14 protein-coding genes are annotated in these 15,704 nt (G+C 41.8%); 8 read left to right on the forward strand and 6 right to left on the reverse strand.

The window, feature by feature from the left end; all coding sequences use genetic code 11:
• The first annotated feature begins 264 nt into the window (after window positions 1–264).
• From leuC to U2718_RS01500, 3 genes are all read left to right on the forward strand, one after another.
• Entirely contained in the window at window positions 265–1,668 is a 1,404-nt protein-coding gene (gene leuC / locus U2718_RS01490) for a 3-isopropylmalate dehydratase large subunit (RefSeq protein ID WP_341999577.1), read from the forward strand.
• A gap of 135 nt (window positions 1,669–1,803) precedes the next feature.
• On the forward strand, window positions 1,804–2,412 hold the full coding sequence (leuD, locus tag U2718_RS01495) for a 3-isopropylmalate dehydratase small subunit (protein ID WP_341999578.1): 609 nt from the start codon (window positions 1,804–1,806) through the stop codon (window positions 2,410–2,412).
• Window positions 2,413–2,714: 302 nt separating this feature from the next.
• Window positions 2,715–3,200, forward strand: coding sequence for a gluconokinase (locus tag U2718_RS01500; protein ID WP_341999580.1), 486 nt, complete (start codon window positions 2,715–2,717; stop codon window positions 3,198–3,200).
• 416 nt (window positions 3,201–3,616) lie between these two features.
• Here the strand turns inward: U2718_RS01500 and U2718_RS01505 are convergent, their stop codons facing one another.
• On the reverse strand, window positions 3,617–3,871 hold the full coding sequence (locus U2718_RS01505; RefSeq protein WP_341999582.1) for a hypothetical protein: 255 nt from the start codon (window positions 3,869–3,871) through the stop codon (window positions 3,617–3,619).
• 257 nt (window positions 3,872–4,128) lie between these two features.
• On the opposite strand from U2718_RS01505, the gene U2718_RS01510 reads away from it, so the two are divergent.
• Window positions 4,129–5,673 carry an ATP-binding protein gene (locus tag U2718_RS01510; protein ID WP_341999584.1) on the forward strand — a complete coding sequence of 515 codons (1,545 nt, stop codon included), beginning with the start codon at window positions 4,129–4,131 and terminating at the stop codon, window positions 5,671–5,673.
• 124 nt (window positions 5,674–5,797) lie between these two features.
• Here the strand turns inward: U2718_RS01510 and U2718_RS01515 are convergent, their stop codons facing one another.
• Window positions 5,798–6,232: a response regulator gene (locus U2718_RS01515; RefSeq protein ID WP_341999585.1), complete on the reverse strand. Its 435-nt coding sequence runs from the start codon at window positions 6,230–6,232 to the stop codon at window positions 5,798–5,800.
• A 286-nt stretch (window positions 6,233–6,518) separates the two neighbouring features.
• Here U2718_RS01515 and U2718_RS01520 point away from each other — a divergent pair, with 286 nt between their 5' ends.
• Complete coding sequence (locus U2718_RS01520; RefSeq protein ID WP_341999587.1) at window positions 6,519–6,893, forward strand: response regulator; 375 nt, start codon at window positions 6,519–6,521, stop codon at window positions 6,891–6,893.
• A gap of 175 nt (window positions 6,894–7,068) precedes the next feature.
• Complete coding sequence (locus tag U2718_RS01525) at window positions 7,069–7,260, forward strand: hypothetical protein (RefSeq protein WP_341999589.1); 192 nt, start codon at window positions 7,069–7,071, stop codon at window positions 7,258–7,260.
• Window positions 7,261–7,395: 135 nt separating this feature from the next.
• Here the strand turns inward: U2718_RS01525 and U2718_RS01530 are convergent, their stop codons facing one another.
• From U2718_RS01530 to U2718_RS01540, 3 genes are all read right to left on the reverse strand, one after another.
• Complete coding sequence (locus tag U2718_RS01530; protein WP_341999591.1) at window positions 7,396–8,250, reverse strand: DUF72 domain-containing protein; 855 nt, start codon at window positions 8,248–8,250, stop codon at window positions 7,396–7,398.
• A 13-nt stretch (window positions 8,251–8,263) separates the two neighbouring features.
• Window positions 8,264–9,025 carry a M48 family metallopeptidase gene (locus U2718_RS01535; RefSeq protein WP_341999839.1) on the reverse strand — a complete coding sequence of 254 codons (762 nt, stop codon included), beginning with the start codon at window positions 9,023–9,025 and terminating at the stop codon, window positions 8,264–8,266.
• Between the two features lie 544 nt (window positions 9,026–9,569).
• Entirely contained in the window at window positions 9,570–10,430 is an 861-nt protein-coding gene (locus tag U2718_RS01540) for a D-alanyl-D-alanine carboxypeptidase family protein (RefSeq protein ID WP_341999592.1), read from the reverse strand.
• A gap of 356 nt (window positions 10,431–10,786) precedes the next feature.
• On the opposite strand from U2718_RS01540, the gene mnmG reads away from it, so the two are divergent.
• Together mnmG and U2718_RS01550 are read left to right on the forward strand one after the other, a co-directional pair.
• Window positions 10,787–12,724, forward strand: coding sequence for a tRNA uridine-5-carboxymethylaminomethyl(34) synthesis enzyme MnmG (gene mnmG / locus U2718_RS01545; protein ID WP_341999593.1), 1,938 nt, complete (start codon window positions 10,787–10,789; stop codon window positions 12,722–12,724).
• 312 nt (window positions 12,725–13,036) lie between these two features.
• Window positions 13,037–14,329, forward strand: coding sequence for a hypothetical protein (locus U2718_RS01550; protein ID WP_341999594.1), 1,293 nt, complete (start codon window positions 13,037–13,039; stop codon window positions 14,327–14,329).
• A 104-nt stretch (window positions 14,330–14,433) separates the two neighbouring features.
• On the opposite strand, the gene U2718_RS01555 is transcribed toward U2718_RS01550, so the two are convergent.
• The gene (locus tag U2718_RS01555) at window positions 14,434–15,660 is read right to left on the reverse strand and encodes a PQQ-dependent sugar dehydrogenase (protein WP_341999595.1); all 1,227 of its coding nucleotides are present in this window, start codon (window positions 15,658–15,660) and stop codon (window positions 14,434–14,436) included.
• Window positions 15,661–15,704 lie beyond the last annotated feature (44 nt).

A 15,704-nucleotide genomic window follows, 5' to 3' on the forward strand; every position in this document is an offset into this window, starting at 1 on the left:
CTGTGGTACATAAGGAGATTCAAAATAAATATTCCTATTTCCAAAATTGTGTGGAGAACAGCACTTCAAGTAGATTACTCAACGGGTTATTTGATGCTAGTCAGATGGCTGTTAGGTATTGGCTGGAGGCGTTCTCACAAATTAGCCCTTCTCTTGGAGGAGAGGTAAAAAGCAGCCCCTTTCATAGCTACTAAAGCTTGGCGGTGGGTAATTCACTTTTTTGATACCATCTTAAAGATGCTACGGCTAAAAACGAATTCCAATATGAGCAAAGGTACACTTTTTGATAAAGTTTGGGACTTACATACAGTTGGTACACTTCCTTCAGGGCAGACGCAACTATTGATTGGGCTACACCTGATTCACGAAGTTACTAGTCCCCAAGCCTTTGCTATGTTACGAGAAAGAGGCTTAAAAGTACTTTTTCCAGAGCGGACGATCGCCACAGTAGATCATATTGTGCCAACAACCAATCAAGCACGTCCGTTTGTTGATACTCTAGCGGAGGAAATGATGCAAGCGCTAGAGCGTAACTGTCAAGAAAACGGCATTACCTTTTATAATATTGGCTCCGGCAGTCAAGGAATTGTGCATGTGATTGCACCAGAGCAAGGACTTACTCAACCGGGGATGACGATCGCCTGTGGAGATAGCCATACTTCAACTCATGGAGCATTTGGGGCGATCGCATTTGGCATCGGTACAAGTCAAGTCAGGGATGTTCTCGCTTCCCAAACCCTTGCCCTCTCTAAGCTCAAAGTTCGCAAAATAGAAGTTAACGGCACTCTCAAACCTGGTGTCTACGCGAAAGATGTCATCCTGCATATTATCCGTACTCTTGGCGTCAAAGGTGGTGTGGGATACGCCTACGAATATGCAGGCACTACCTTTGAGCAAATGAATATGGAAGAGCGGATGACTGTCTGCAATATGTCCATTGAAGGCGGTGCTCGTTGCGGTTATATCAATCCCGATCGCATTACCTACGAATACCTCAAAGGTAGAGACTTTGCCCCTAAAGGTGAAGATTGGGAGCAAGCAGTTGCTTGGTGGGAGTCGATCAAGAGTGATGCTGATGCCGAGTACGATGATGTAGTGGTTTTCGACGCGGCTGATATTCCTCCTACCGTCACTTGGGGCATCACCCCTGGACAAGGTATTGGTATTAACCAGTCTATACCTGTTCCCGAACAACTACCTCCAGACGATCGCCAACTTGCTGAAGAAGCTTACAGCTACATGGCTCTTGCCCCTGGTAAACCAATCTGTGGTACTAAAGTCGATGTCTGCTTCATTGGCAGTTGCACCAACGGACGAATTAGCGATTTGCGCGAAGCTGCCAAAGTTGCCAAAGGACGTCACGTTGCCCAAGGAGTAAAAGCATTTGTAGTACCTGGCTCCGAACGAGTGAAACAGCAAGCAGAAGCCGAAGGACTAGACAAAATCTTCACCGCCGCAGGATTTGAGTGGCGCGAACCGGGATGCTCAATGTGTCTGGCTATGAACCCCGACAAATTAGAGGGACGTCAACTGAGTGCTTCTTCCTCTAATCGTAATTTTAAAGGTAGACAAGGTTCAGCCTCCGGTCGCACCTTACTGATGAGTCCGGCAATGGTAGCAGCGGCGGCAGTTAAAGGTGAAGTAATAGATGTGCGTGAGTTGTTGTAAAGGTGATTGGGGATTGGGAAGAAGAGGACAAAGTGACACGGTGACACGGTGAAAGAATTTCCCCTTGCCTCCCTCTCGCCCTCTTCAAACATCCCTAATCCCTAGTCCCTAGTCCCTAGTCCCTAAAAGAATCTTATGGTAAGTGAAGTTAAAACAATTTCCGGGCGCGGTATTCCCTTAGTCGGCAATGACATTGATACTGATCGCATTATTCCTGCTCGTTTTTTGCGCTGTGTCACTTTTGATGGCTTGGGTGAACACGCTTTTGCTGACGATCGCGCTGCACTAAGTGGGAAACATCCCTTCGAGCAAGTGCAGTATCAAGGGGCAAAGATTTTGGTTGTCAATCGTAACTTTGGCTGTGGTTCTTCGCGCGAACACGCACCCCAAGCGATCGCTAAATGGGGAATTCAAGCGCTTGTCGGTGAAAGCTTTGCAGAAATCTTTTTTGGTAACTGTGTGGCAATGGGGATTCCCTGCGTCACTGCGGATGCAAATACTGTTAAACAACTGCAAGAAATTTTGGCTACTCAACCTCAAGCACCCGTAACAGTTAATTTAGAAGCTATGCAGGTGCACTGTGGTGAGTTTTCTGCCCCTATTTTTCTAGGCGAAGGTGCCAAAAATATGTTTGTTTCCGGTACTTGGGATGCTTGCGGACAGTTGGTAGCTCACGCGGATCAAATTCGAGCAACAGCAGCAAAGTTGCCGTATTTACAATGGAGTAAGGTAGCAGCAAGTTAACTGTCAATAACTGAGAGTAGGCTGTTATCTCCTCTTCGCTATTATTGCATCAATATTTAGTGTGGCGATCGCATATTTTGTGTTTCGTGATTTTACTTAAATTACGAGTGATATCAGTTACTCTAAAGCTTGATGGTTTCGCAAAATAGCGATCGCAACTCATCGATGTAGGTGATGTGTCGTAGAAGTTTTTTACTCATGCTGACAGTTCTCCAAAGACAATATCTCACATATCAGCTTAAATAGATGTTGGGATACACAAGCCTAGCAAGCTATAAAATTTGCGATCGCACAAATTAGCAATGATAATTTTAGTCATGGGTGTTGCCGGTTCTGGGAAATCCACCATTGGGAAGTTATTAGCAGATACTTTGCAATGGGATTTTTACGATGCTGATAATTTCCATTCCCCCAAAAATATCGAAAAAATGCAGCGTGGTATTCCCCTAGATGATGCCGATCGCTTGCCTTGGCTGCAAGACATACAAACAGCTATCAAACAATGGTTAGAAGAAAATCAAAATGTTGTATTAGCTTGTTCGGCACTCAAAGCTAGCTATCGTCAGTATTTTTTAATTGGCGATGAACGCATCAAGCTCGTATACCTTAAGGGTACTTTTGAGTTGATTCAAAAACGTCTGCAAGAGCGTACAAATCACTTTATGCCCGCAAATCTCCTTAGAAGTCAGCTAGATATTCTTGAAGAGCCTGCTGAGAGCTTATATATAGATATTTCCGCACCGCCAGATGCGATCGTGCAAAATATCAGAGTTGGCTTGGGGATTTAGGCAGCGAATAGAAATCTGCCATTATGGCAACATATTCCATTAAAAACAGGTAATTTAGTTAATATATGCCGTCCTTTAGCGAATTGCGAAAACCTCCTCCCCCGGTAGATTGCTATCGGGGTCTTTTATTGCTATCTACAAATGGTATAATTTGAAACAGCTAAATAAAGAAATTTGGCGTTGCTAATTTTATGTATGGAAATAATTTACGTAATGTCAAAACTCTTGTAAATACTCGATATATTGCGTCTCTACAACCGGATTCTTTACCTACGAATTTGAGCTAAATTTTTTTACGTAGTTATAAAAAATTACTTTTTAAACTAAATTGGCGTAAGTGGTATTTTGCCGATTCATAAAATAGCCTGGCGATCGCATTCCAATCCAAAATCTAAAATCTAAAATCCAAAATTGTATTACCCCGCCTCACGTCTTTGTGGAACTCCCAGAAATTGTAAATCTCTAACCTTGATCGGTGTGGATGGGTATGATGCTTCTGGAATAAGCAATTTATTTGCAGATTCTCGACTAAAGGTGTTGCCTAATCGCTTGTTGTAAACAGATTTTTTTATATTTGGCATACCCTCGACTACTACAGGAGTCGTTTTACTTTCAAATAGAAAGTTAGTGTGCGGCTGAACACCAGGCTTTAAAGTTGGTGCTGATATCAAAGTTGTGTTGACAAGGGCAATGCCGAAGAAAGTAGATAATAACTGAGCTTTTGGACTTCACGTTGAGAACCCTCCCTGAAAAAATGGTGTAACTTGTACTGGAGGTAGTGGACAATTTGCAGAATAAAAAACAATCGGGGAGAACTAGAGGAGATAATGAAAAAACTTTTTCGTTTCTGTAAGGCAAATAGTTGAGATAAACTCAAGCTAAAATCTCTATATTTAGTTGCCAGTTTTGACGCAAACAAAATATTGCAATGCCCAGTCAGTCAGTTAGCACACCCAGAGCAGATATCTTGGTGATTGATGATACCCCAGAAAATTTGAACCTCTTATCTGCAATGTTGACGGAACAGGGGTACAAAGTTCGCAGTGTAACTAAAGGTTCAACAGGATTGCGGGGAGCGACAGCAGCACCTCCGGATTTGATTTTGCTCGACATCAATATGCCGGGAATGAATGGTTATGAAGTCTGCGAACACTTGAAAGCAAATGAACGTACCCGTGAAATCCCCGTCATTTTTATTAGCGCTTTAGGGGATGTGCTGGATAAGGTGAAAGGCTTTGGCGTTGGTGGAGTAGATTATGTCACCAAACCATTTCAAGTGGAAGAAGTTTTAGCTAGAATCGAAAATCATTTGACGATTCGGAGATTGCAGAAACAACTCCAAACACAAAATGAGCAACTGCAACAGGAAATTCGCTCTCGTCAATTAGCAGAAGAGCGGTTTGCCAAAGCCTTTCGTTCTAGCCCCAATCCAATCGCGATCGCCACACTAGAGGAAGGACGCTTTATTGATGTCAATCCCAGTTTTTTAAGATTTTGCGGCTATTCTCTAGAAGAAGTAATTGGGCATACTGCTACAGAACTAGACTTGCCATCTTCCTCCCAAACCCTGGCTGATACCATTAAAAAATTCCAGGAAACGGGATCTTTACACAACCAAGAAGTTGAATTCCGTACCAAGACAGGAGAGTTAAAAACTATACTGCTATCTATAGAATTTATTGATATAGCTAATGTGCAGTGTACTTTATTGATTGCTAATGACATTACCGAACGCAAACGCTTGGAAAACGAGTTTATTTCTTTGGTTAGTCATGAATTGCGTACACCTTTAACATCAATTATGGGAGCATTGGATATCTTGGGCGCAGGAAAGCTAGGAACAATGAGCGAACAAGCACAAAAAGTTCTTAGCATTGCCACTAGCAATACCGAACGCCTGATCCGTCTAGTCAACGATATTCTCGACTTAGAACGGATGAAATCTAGCAAAATCGTTATGCATAAAATGAAGTGTAATGCCGCAGATATAATGGTTGACGCAACTGAAGCCATGCAGGCATTGGCAGACAACTCGCAAGTACAGCTTGTTGTCAATTCCCTCAATGTAGAACTTTGGGCAGATAGTGATCGCTTGCTGCAAACTCTGACAAACTTAATCAGCAACGCCATCAAGTTTTCTGAAATGGGCGATACGGTTTGGATTAGTGCAGAAGTTATAGAGGACACGGGGACGCACGGATACGGAGAAACCGGGAATCCTCTCTCCACATCTAACTCTCTACTCATTACTGTGCGTGATCAAGGACGAGGAATTCCTGAAGATAAACTCCAAACCATCTTCGAGCGGTTTCAACAGGTAGATGCATCTGACTCTCGTAAAAAAGGTGGAACTGGCTTAGGATTGGCAATTTGCCGCAATATTGTCCAACAGCACAATGGTAGAATCTGGGCTGAGAGTACCATAGGAGAAGGTAGTACTTTTTATGTTCTCCTGCCTTTGCCATCTTCTTAGCTAAATTATACCAATGCGTAATTCGCGATAGAGCCTCCAGCACGCTACGCTAACACAATTTGCCATGAATAAAGCTAGATATAGCAAGACTTCCGTAATTTGCAAATGATGACTCTTCGTTACATTAAGCTATTGTAATAATTTTTACTATTTCTGTTGCTAAGTCTGTAGGTTCTACGGGCTTACTTAGATAAGATTGAAAACCAGATTTGAGAGCAAAGTTGCGATCTTCTTCTGTACACATCGCCGTGATGGCAATAGCTGGAATTGTCCCCAGAGGAGGATTAAGAGTTCTGACTCTACGAATGAACGAGCAGCCATCAACTTCTGGCATCGCAATATCAGAAATCAAAAGATTTGGTTCAAATTGTTTGATTAGCTCTAAAGCTTCTATCGCTGATGCTGATGTCATGACTTGAACACCATAGCTTTCAAGAATAAAAGCAAATAAGATACAGTTATCAACATCATCATCTACTACGAGTATCCGCAAACCATCCAAAGACTGAAAATATTCTCTGTCGTCCTTAAGATGATTATTATCAAGATCACTTGACATGATCATACTGTCTCCTATTTGCGTACTCAATTAGGGGGAAGTCTGCTAGATAGCTAGCTGCGAACTAGCTACCTAGCGGGCGCTTTAGTTTAATTAGTTATTAAATCAAATTTCTCTTGCTTTAGTCTTATTCCCTGCGAAACAGCTACATATACCAAAAGACATATTCCACTTGGAGTTGCGAGCTATCTGCTCCAAAATATTTTTCCCCTAGTTCTCCCCGATCGCATTTTAAAATTGCAGACAAATCATAAATATTGACGAATTATCAGGCGAAACTACTACTATGAGCAAAAATATTTTAATCGTAGATGATGAAGAAGATGTACGGGCGATCGCCAAACTAGGGTTAGAAATGGCTGCGGGTTGGAATGTTGTAACTGCTAGCTCCGGCAAGGAAGCGTTAAACCAAGCTGTTAAATATCAACCTGATGCAATTTTATTAGATATGATGATGCCTGATATGGATGGGCGTACTACGCTGCAACAACTAAAGGCAAATCCAATAACTGAGGCAATCCCCGTCATTTTAGTCACAGCCAAAGTTCAGAATTCGGATCAAGAGAACTTTAGTGAATTACAAGTTGCTGCTGTTTTTGCCAAACCATTCCGCCCATTACAACTACCAGAGCAAATTAGTGAAGCACTGGGGTGGGGGTAAGGTGCAGAAAATATTAAATATTTAGATATGGTGATCGCTGTTGTAACTTCATCAAGCAGCTATCTTAAAAGCCAGCGATGGTGATTTGATCGCCGATATGAGTACAACGATCAAATCACAACCCAAAATCTATTTTTAAAGTACGATCAGAACTAATAGTACAATACGAAATTTCATGACTACACGCTTCATTCTGAGCGACTATGTTGAACAAGCGATCGCGCAGGCAGTTTATGACAAACTAGAAGATGGCACATTTGTAGGTAGAGTTCCTGTTTGTCAAGGAGTAATTGCTTTTGCTATGACTTTGCGCGAATGCGAGAATGAGTTCGCTCAACATTGGAAGACTGGATTTTGCTTGGCTTGAAACTCGGACATTCTTTACAAACTGTAGCACCAGAAAGAGATGGTAAACCAAACTAGCCGCTTGAAGTATCCATCCTGGTTTGGGAATTCCTGGAACCAGAAGAAACAAAGGAGACTCCTAACCAATAATTAACACTTACCACAAACTAAGTTGGTTGGGAGGGTTATTTAAGTTATTCCAAGGCAGGGGTGGAACTGCCACGTCATTCTGTTCTAATAATCGTTGGAAGTAACGGGCTGTACTAGGCGATCGCTCTTCTATTGGACAATGAACAAAGAAATAAATACGCGTACCCTGTTGCAACCACTGCTTAATCTGGGTTACCCACTCCTCCATAAAAGGTTGATTAATTGTTAAGTCGGGATGGGAAATAAATCGAATCAAACTAAAAGGTGCTGTAACGCTAAACTGCACTGGTAACTTCGGTTTACGTCGTTCAGATTGCAATTGTGGATCGTCGTCTCCTGTATAAATAGGGCGGGAATCCAGCAATACTCTTCCCACACCTAACTTTTCTAATAGGATTGTCAATTGACTGACATAAGGTTCTTTAAACCAGTCTCGATGGCGAACTTCTAGTGCCAATGGTATTTCTGTACGAGGCCAAGCTTCCACAAAGGCGGTAAGATCATCTATTAACTTCGGTGCATAACTAGGGGGTAACTGTGCAAAAATCGGCCCCAGATGCTTACCCAAAGGATGCATCACTTCTATAAATTTCAAAGCATCAGGAATATGCGGTTGTAGCAGCCCTTGATGGGTGATGTCTCGCGGTAATTTTAAACAAAATTCAAAACCAGCAGGTGTTTCAGTTGCCCAACGAGTTACAGTTTCCTGATTAGGCACAGCGTAGAAAGTAGTGTTGCCTTCAACTGTAGTAAAACATCTACCATAAAACTTGAGAAAATTAGCTGGACGAGTACCTTGAGGATAAAGCTCACCCATCCAACCTTTATATGCCCAAACAGCGCAACCAATAAAAAAATTCACAGCTATATACTTACTACCGTTGACTGGCGATTTTCCTTTCTAAAACAGCAATCCGCTCTTGCGTGTTGGGGTGAGTACTCAAAAATGCCGGTGTAGAAGAACGACTAACCAATTTTCTCAAGAAGGCAGGCATAGCATTAGGATCGTAACCAGCTGCTGTTAAATATTGCAATCCTTTGGCATCAGCTCTAAATTCAGCTTCACGGCTATTTGGTAAATCTACAGCAACCTTATAAGCCACAGCAGCTAATTGGCTACGATTTAAGCCAGCAAGCGAGGCTGCACCCTGAACCAATTGTGTTTGTCTAAGTCTATTGACTACATCGTCATTACAAATATGTGCTATTTCGTGAGCTATCACTGATGCGAGCTGATCTTCATTATCTGCTGCTCTTATCAATCCAGTATGGACATAAACATAGCCGCCTGTAGTAGCAAAGGCATTAATACTTGAGTCTTGAACTACATAAAATCTAAAAGGAATTTGAGAACAATCACTGCTTCTGACTAGTCGTTGTCCAATTCTAGTAACAGTCTCGTTAGTAGTGAGCCTATAATTCCTTTCTACCTGCTTATGTATATCGCTACCCAAGGCAACTTTATCCCTCGTTGACAAATTGGAAAGTTGAAAATAGCGAATTCCAGGAACAATTAACTCCTGAAATGGGATTGCACTGGCTGGCGCAGGAGCGGATAATCCTACACTTACAGCAGTTCCTAATCCAAGTGCCAAAGAAAGAGGTTTTTTTAATGTCTTACGGAAATGAGAATTCATAATAGTCAAAATCATAATTTTTACAAGTCATTCAACAAAACTTATTTCAGGTTGAAAGTCAGTGTTTAATTTGTTTTTTAGTGAAGACAAGCATCAAAACATGTTAATTATTCGTTAGGTTATTCTTCATTTTTAGGAAATATGTTTTTATTTGTTAATCTTACAAACTTATTAGCTTTTAACAACTATATAAATTACATAAATTCTTATAATTTATCTGTTAAAAAATTATCAGTCCAGAAAAAATTAATTCATCTTCTTAAACATCTTGATCTGAAATCACCTCAGTTAATTTTACTTAATTATATATTCCTTATATTATCCTTTGTTTGAGTTTTAGGGGAAATAGTTGAGGTAGTAAAATCCCCTCTTTCTATGGGTTGAAATTGCTTGAATTAAAGTAAAAAATTATACGTAATTTTTTTGTCATTGCAATCTAGAATTATCTCTACTGCTCCTCTATCTATAGTAGACATAGAGTAGGCGATCGCTTGTTCCCAAATTTTTACTTCCAGCCCTCTGCCAAAGAATCAATTAAATGGGGTTAAAGCGGTGTTACCCAATAGCTCACTCCCCTCACAATCTTATTTTGCAATCCCAACTCAGTCAATTTCTCCTGTGGTTGACCGAGATAAGTCCAATGGGGTATATCATTTTCAACAGTTTGAAACCAGCCATTTTGATATAAAACCTGTTTTTGGATTGGCGTTGATACTCGTAAATCAATTGCCAGTCCCCAAAGGTGTTGGGATGCACCGGGAGGAGCCACAGTAGAAAGGATTTTGGTGTCCTTACCTTGGCGAACTCTATCTAAAGTTAGGTTGTTAGCATATTTTCTCCAAAATTTTAGATTTGTGGCAAAAGTACGAGTACAATCACCAGCGCCATAACCAGATTTTAAAGGAATGACCACTTGTGCTTTTGCCCTATTAAAAGCATCTGCTGCTACCTTTTGTAAATAACAGTTGTTAGTGTTGTCAACTTTCCCCAAGGTTAGGGTAGATTGAAAGGCTTTTGTTTCATCTTCATTAGTAAAAAATACTTTCTCTGGTAATTTTACTTCCGGATTTTGATTAACAAATATTGCTCCATAAGCACGCAGCAAAATATATTCATAGCTTCTCGATTGTGGAAGTGTAAGCAGCTTATTCTTGACTGCATTTACAAAACGCTCACTTTCCGATAAATCCAAGTTGGAAGTAGGTGTAATACCTGATGTAGAGAAATTAGTACAAAATCTGCTGATCTGTCTGTTATTAACTACAGAGCCAGCCATCAAGCAATCTTGTAATTGTTGGTCATTTCTACTCAAAAGTTGGCGAGTATTTCCAGTACTTGCTACTAAAGTAAAAACAATCAAGGCAATGAGAGTATAAAAAATAGTTTTTTTCAAAATTAGTTTCACAACTACCTACAATCATAATTTTATTTTAATTTCAACACTTACTAAATAGGAGCTATTAATAGCAGTAGGGGTGTTACGGCTATGTCAAGGATTTGAGAGTTTAAGAGAGTGAGAACCAGCCGTAACACACCATAATCATGCGATGCGTTACGCGTTGCTTTAACACACCCTACATTCACCCTCGTTACCAGGTTGAAATTCTGTAACGAGAACTAGAGTCTCTGACTCCTCAATCGAAGCTTTAATATCTATTAATAATTTAGTACTTATATCATTTTTAACATACACAAAGAAAATAAGAGAACGATTGGATCGGTTAAAATTGACAATATCTATAAGCTTGTCGTTCCCCACTTATGACCATGCACAATTCCGTTGAATTCCAAGACACCTTTGATATCATCGTTGTTGGTGCAGGTCACTCTGGTTGTGAAGCAGCACTGGCTAGCGCACGTCTTGGTTGCCGGACGTTGCTATTGACACTTAACTTAGATAAAATTGCATGGCAACCTTGTAACCCAGCAGTAGGTGGCCCCGCTAAATCTCAGTTAACCCATGAAGTAGATGCCTTGGGTGGAGAAATAGGTAAAATGGCAGACCGCACCTATCTGCAAAAGCGGATTCTCAATTCTTCGCGAGGCCCTGCGGTTTGGGCATTACGCGCCCAGACTGATAAGCGGGAATACGCAGCAGTAATGAAGAATATCATTGAGAATCAAGAAAATTTGCTTGTTCGTGAAGGCATGGTTACAGATTTAGTCTTGGGTGCTAACGATGAAATTGTTGGTGTTCAGACTTACTTTGGTGTGACGTTCCAGTGCAAAGCCGTAATTCTGACAACTGGTACATTTTTAGGAGGACGGATTTGGGTTGGTAACAAATCGATGTCTGCGGGACGTGCTGGGGAATTTGCTGCTGAGGGCTTAACTCAAACTCTCAATCGTTTGGGCTTTGAAACAGGGCGGCTAAAAACAGGAACTCCGGCACGAGTAGACAAGCGATCTGTAGACTACAGCAAAATGGAGCTTCAGCCAGGAGATACAAAAGTCCGTTGGTTTAGCTTTGACCCCCAAGTTTGGGTAGAGCGGGAACAAATGCCCTGCTACATGACGCGCACTACAGCTGAAACCCATCGTCTGATTCGGGACAACCTACACCTATCTCCTGTGTATGGTGGTTGGGTAGAAGCCAAAGGCCCCCGTTACTGCCCTAGTATTGAAGATAAGATTGTGCGCTTTGCCGATAAAGAAAGCCACCAAATTTTTATTGAACCGGAAGGCAGAGATATACCAGAACTTTACATTCAAGGTTTTTCTACAGGGTTGCCAGAAAACCTACAACTACAAATGTTGCGGAGTCTGCCTGGTTTAGAAAATTGTGTAATGCTACGTCCGGCATACGCAGTTGAGTATGATTATTTGCCAGCAACTCAGTGTTATCCCACACTGATGACTAAGAAAATAGAAGGACTTTTCTGTGCAGGACAAATTAACGGTACAACTGGTTACGAAGAAGCTGCCGCTCAAGGCATTGTCGCGGGAGTTAATGCTGTACGGTTTGTGCGTGGACAATCCCCGATTGTGTTTGCGCGTGAGGAAAGCTACATTGGCACGCTGGTGGATGATTTGTGTACGAAAGATTTGCGGGAGCCTTACCGAATGCTCACCAGCAGATCGGAATATCGTTTAATTCTGCGTTCTGATAATGCCGATCAGCGCCTCACACCCTTAGGACGGGAAATTGGCTTGATAGATGATCGCCGTTGGGAGTTGTTTGTCCGTAAGCAGGCGAATATAGCAGCCGAAAAAGAACGGCTACACGGAACGCGGATCAAAGAACATGATGAAATTGGTAAAGCGATCGCTCAAGCCACAGGACAAGCCATTAAAGGCTCGATTACTCTTGCCGATTTATTACGGCGTCCAGGATTCCATTACATCAACTTAGAAACGCACGGATTAGGAAATGCCAATCTCGAACGTGCTGAAAAAGAAGGTGCAGAAATAGACATTAAGTATTCTGGCTATCTTGCCAGACAGCAAAATCAAATTGAACAAATTGCTCGTCAGGCAAACCGCCACTTGCCCGCAGATTTAGATTATGCATCAATTGATACCTTATCTAAAGAAGCAAGGGAAAAACTCAACAAGGTAAAACCGCTTACTATCGGTCAAGCAGCACGTATAGGTGGTGTTAACCCTGCCGACGTCAATGCTCTGCTAATATATTTAGAATTGCGTAAAACCAAGTCAGATACTGAGTTTACAGCCTTAGCCGTCAAACAATCTTTATAAACCAAGAGTATAGTAGTAAGGGGTATCTGGGTTAGCCAGGTACTATTGATTACATAAGTACATACTTAGACATGATCAAGACTGACCAGATACTTATATCATGTTCGGTTAAAGAGTTATCATTAGGGCTGACGCAAAGACGCGGAGATTTTCAAATGATAAGTGATTAGACAGACTTGATATTAGTCAAAATTTAAATACTGAATAAATTATCAACTCGTCTCGCTGGGACGGGTTTATGGATTTTTTTATTCAAAATCTGCATAAACAGGGGTAATAAATCTCCCCAAAAAGCTAAAACTGGAAATCGCTATGTCTTCAGAAATCAGCACCAACTTGATTATTCCAGAACCATCTGAGGAATTAATCGCCAGCGAACCTTGGTCGATGGAAACCTATGCTGATGGATTAATTGACGATCTCTTTGCTGAGATAGATACTATCCTAGATGGTAGCAAGAAATTACCTTTGCAAAAAGTAAATCCATCTAAGAAGCTTCCTCCATATACTCATGCACAAACAGTGAGTGTGCCGCAAATTGCCTTACCAGAATCATCTACCCAAACGGCACAGAAAGCTCCCCAATCTCAAAACAATCAATTAAGTACGTTTGTGGTAAGTACTTCTGGTGTCGGTAAATTAGTCAAGCAACAACCTCAACAATCACAGCACTGGAGTAGATTGCTGCAACTGTTAGCAACCTTAGGATTAGCGATCGCTGGCATTGTCTGGATATCTAACTCCAATCTACTTAACCGTCTACGATCAAAATCCTTCCGACAAGCTTTAGAGATATCTCAGCCACCATTGCAGCCACTGGTGTATACAAAAGAAGATGTGGCAGCCGATTTTGCTAATTACATATTGGAAGCATTAGCTGCAATAGATAGGCAAGATGGAAGCAACTATCTTTCATCTGCCAATACACTCATTTCAAGAATGACAAGCAATCATACAACCCTCCCATACGTTAGAAATGAGAAACAAACTGGCAATCTGCCACCCGTCTTGACTGGTAACAATACACCTCCCATTCCTAACCGTTCGACAAGCGTTGTGGAGCGAATATACATTCCTGTTTATCAAGCACCCTTGCCGATGCGCTACGTACCTTCAGCGACTTCTGGCATTGCCACAACCTTACCACAACTACCCTCTACTGCCAGCACAGCTGAATCAACCACATCTTCCTCTCAGAATACTGGGGATAAACCAGTTAAACCTGCGGATCTTTTAGCAAGTATACAGTCAAAACTGAAACCCGTAGATGTCAACCCAGCAGCAATACCTGTGCAGCAAGCATCCCAACCAGCAATACCATCTCTACCAAAATTGTTAGTACCTCCAAAGCTACCCACAGCTACAGCACCAGAGGCAGCATCTGTGATTTCTTCTCCTGCTGGTTCATCACATACTTTAGAGGGATTGTTGGAACTAGGAAATAAATCTGCTGCTTTATTTAAAGTGAACGGTATTACTCGCCGAGTTGAGATAGGTGAAAGCATCGGCTCTAGTGGTTGGACACTAGTTGATGTCGCTAACGGAGAAGCTATCATCCGCCGCAACGGCGAGGTGCGATCAATTTTTGCAGGACAGAATTTTTAACAAAGAAGGTAAAAGGCAGGAGGCAGAAGGGGAAACTTCCTTTCTAAGCAGATTTAATTTTGATTATGTCCACTTAACTTAATAGCTAGTGGCTACCCACAGATCTATCGAGTGACGCGGAGAATTTTGTCTCCCCCCTGAGGACAACTTCCTCTACCGTCGCAGTTACTGGTAGTAACGTACAATTCACCATCTAGCCCCATTACTACATCTCGGAGCCTTCCGAATTGATTTTGAAAGTACACCTCATGTAGTTGCACGCGATCAGGGTTTGCTGAATCGAAAACAACCCGATGCAGGTGTCTGGAACCAAGAGTACCAATAATTAAGTTTCCTTTCCACTCAGGGATGCTATTCCCAGTATAAATTGCCGCTCCACCCGGAGGTACGGCTTGTTGCCAAGTGAGGGAGGGAACAACCATACCTTGTTGTGATTTACAACCGTATATAGTAGGCCAACCAAGATTATCGCCTGCTTTGGCGACACTCACTTCATCGTGACCAGTTCTTCCTAAATCGCCACTAGGCCCGTGATCCGTCACCCATAGTGTAGAATTATTAGGCCAATCAAATCCTTGAGTGTTGCGAATTCCTGTAATGAAAGCAGGATTATTTGGAAATGGATTATCTTTAGGAACTTGTCCGTCTGGTGTCAAGCGCAAAATCTTGCCAGCTAAACTATTAACATTTTGAGAGGATTTTGGCTCTCGCCCATCACCAGTACCAATATATAGCATTCCATCCGGGCCAAAGCGCAGACGACCACCATTATGGTAAATAGCAGCGGGTATATCATCGATAATAATTCGGTCTCGTGATGCCTTAACTCCATCAGTAGATAATCGCCACCGCTCAACACGATTGACTGGAGATCCATTTTTATCAACTGTATAGTACAGGTAAAAAAATCGATTATTGGCAAAGTCGGGATGAGCTGCAATCCCTAACAATCCACCTTCTCCAGAGTCTGTAACTTTGACAGTATTTACAGGAGCTTGTTGCAGCTTTCCATTCCTTACTAATCGCACCCTACCAGGGCGTTCTGTAACTAGCATATCCCCCCCTGGCAGAAAAGCTATTCCCCAAGGAACTTCCAAACCTGTAACTACCTCCTCAACCCGTACTTTTACCTGTCCTTGGGAACCAAAGCCATCTTGAATATATTTACAGGCTTGAGTTTGGGCAGCTGTTGTTGTATTTACTGCGGGTGATGCTGCTTGATTTTCATTATTAGAGTTGTTCTGTGTTGCTGGTGTAGTGTTACAGGCAACAAGTCCCGTTAAACTTAGACAGACAACCAAATTGATTTTAGAGTTTCTTGAATACTTCATGCTTAGATTGGGCAAAATCCTGTAACGATTCTCCGACTGAATAC

Source organism: Chlorogloeopsis sp. ULAP02 (assembly GCF_038404745.2).
Lineage (GTDB): Bacteria > Cyanobacteriota > Cyanobacteriia > Cyanobacteriales > Nostocaceae > Chlorogloeopsis.

Bases quoted from the DNA above. Each gene is read 5' to 3' on its own strand.
- leuC (WP_341999577.1), top strand. From the start codon at position 265: ATGAGCAAAGGTACACTTTTTGATAAAGTTTGGGACTTACATACAGTT.
- U2718_RS01520 (WP_341999587.1), top strand. From the start codon at position 6,519: ATGAGCAAAAATATTTTAATCGTAGATGATGAAGAAGATGTACGGGCG.
- U2718_RS01510 (WP_341999584.1), top strand. From the start codon at position 4,129: ATGCCCAGTCAGTCAGTTAGCACACCCAGAGCAGATATCTTGGTGATT.
- U2718_RS01525 (WP_341999589.1), top strand. From the start codon at position 7,069: ATGACTACACGCTTCATTCTGAGCGACTATGTTGAACAAGCGATCGCG.
- U2718_RS01555 (WP_341999595.1), bottom strand. From the start codon at position 15,660: ATGAAGTATTCAAGAAACTCTAAAATCAATTTGGTTGTCTGTCTAAGT.
- U2718_RS01535 (WP_341999839.1), bottom strand. From the start codon at position 9,025: ATGAATTCTCATTTCCGTAAGACATTAAAAAAACCTCTTTCTTTGGCA.
- U2718_RS01500 (WP_341999580.1), top strand. From the start codon at position 2,715: ATGATAATTTTAGTCATGGGTGTTGCCGGTTCTGGGAAATCCACCATT.
- mnmG (WP_341999593.1), top strand. From the start codon at position 10,787: ATGACCATGCACAATTCCGTTGAATTCCAAGACACCTTTGATATCATC.
- U2718_RS01550 (WP_341999594.1), top strand. From the start codon at position 13,037: ATGTCTTCAGAAATCAGCACCAACTTGATTATTCCAGAACCATCTGAG.
- U2718_RS01515 (WP_341999585.1), bottom strand. From the start codon at position 6,232: ATGTCAAGTGATCTTGATAATAATCATCTTAAGGACGACAGAGAATAT.
- leuD (WP_341999578.1), top strand. From the start codon at position 1,804: ATGGTAAGTGAAGTTAAAACAATTTCCGGGCGCGGTATTCCCTTAGTC.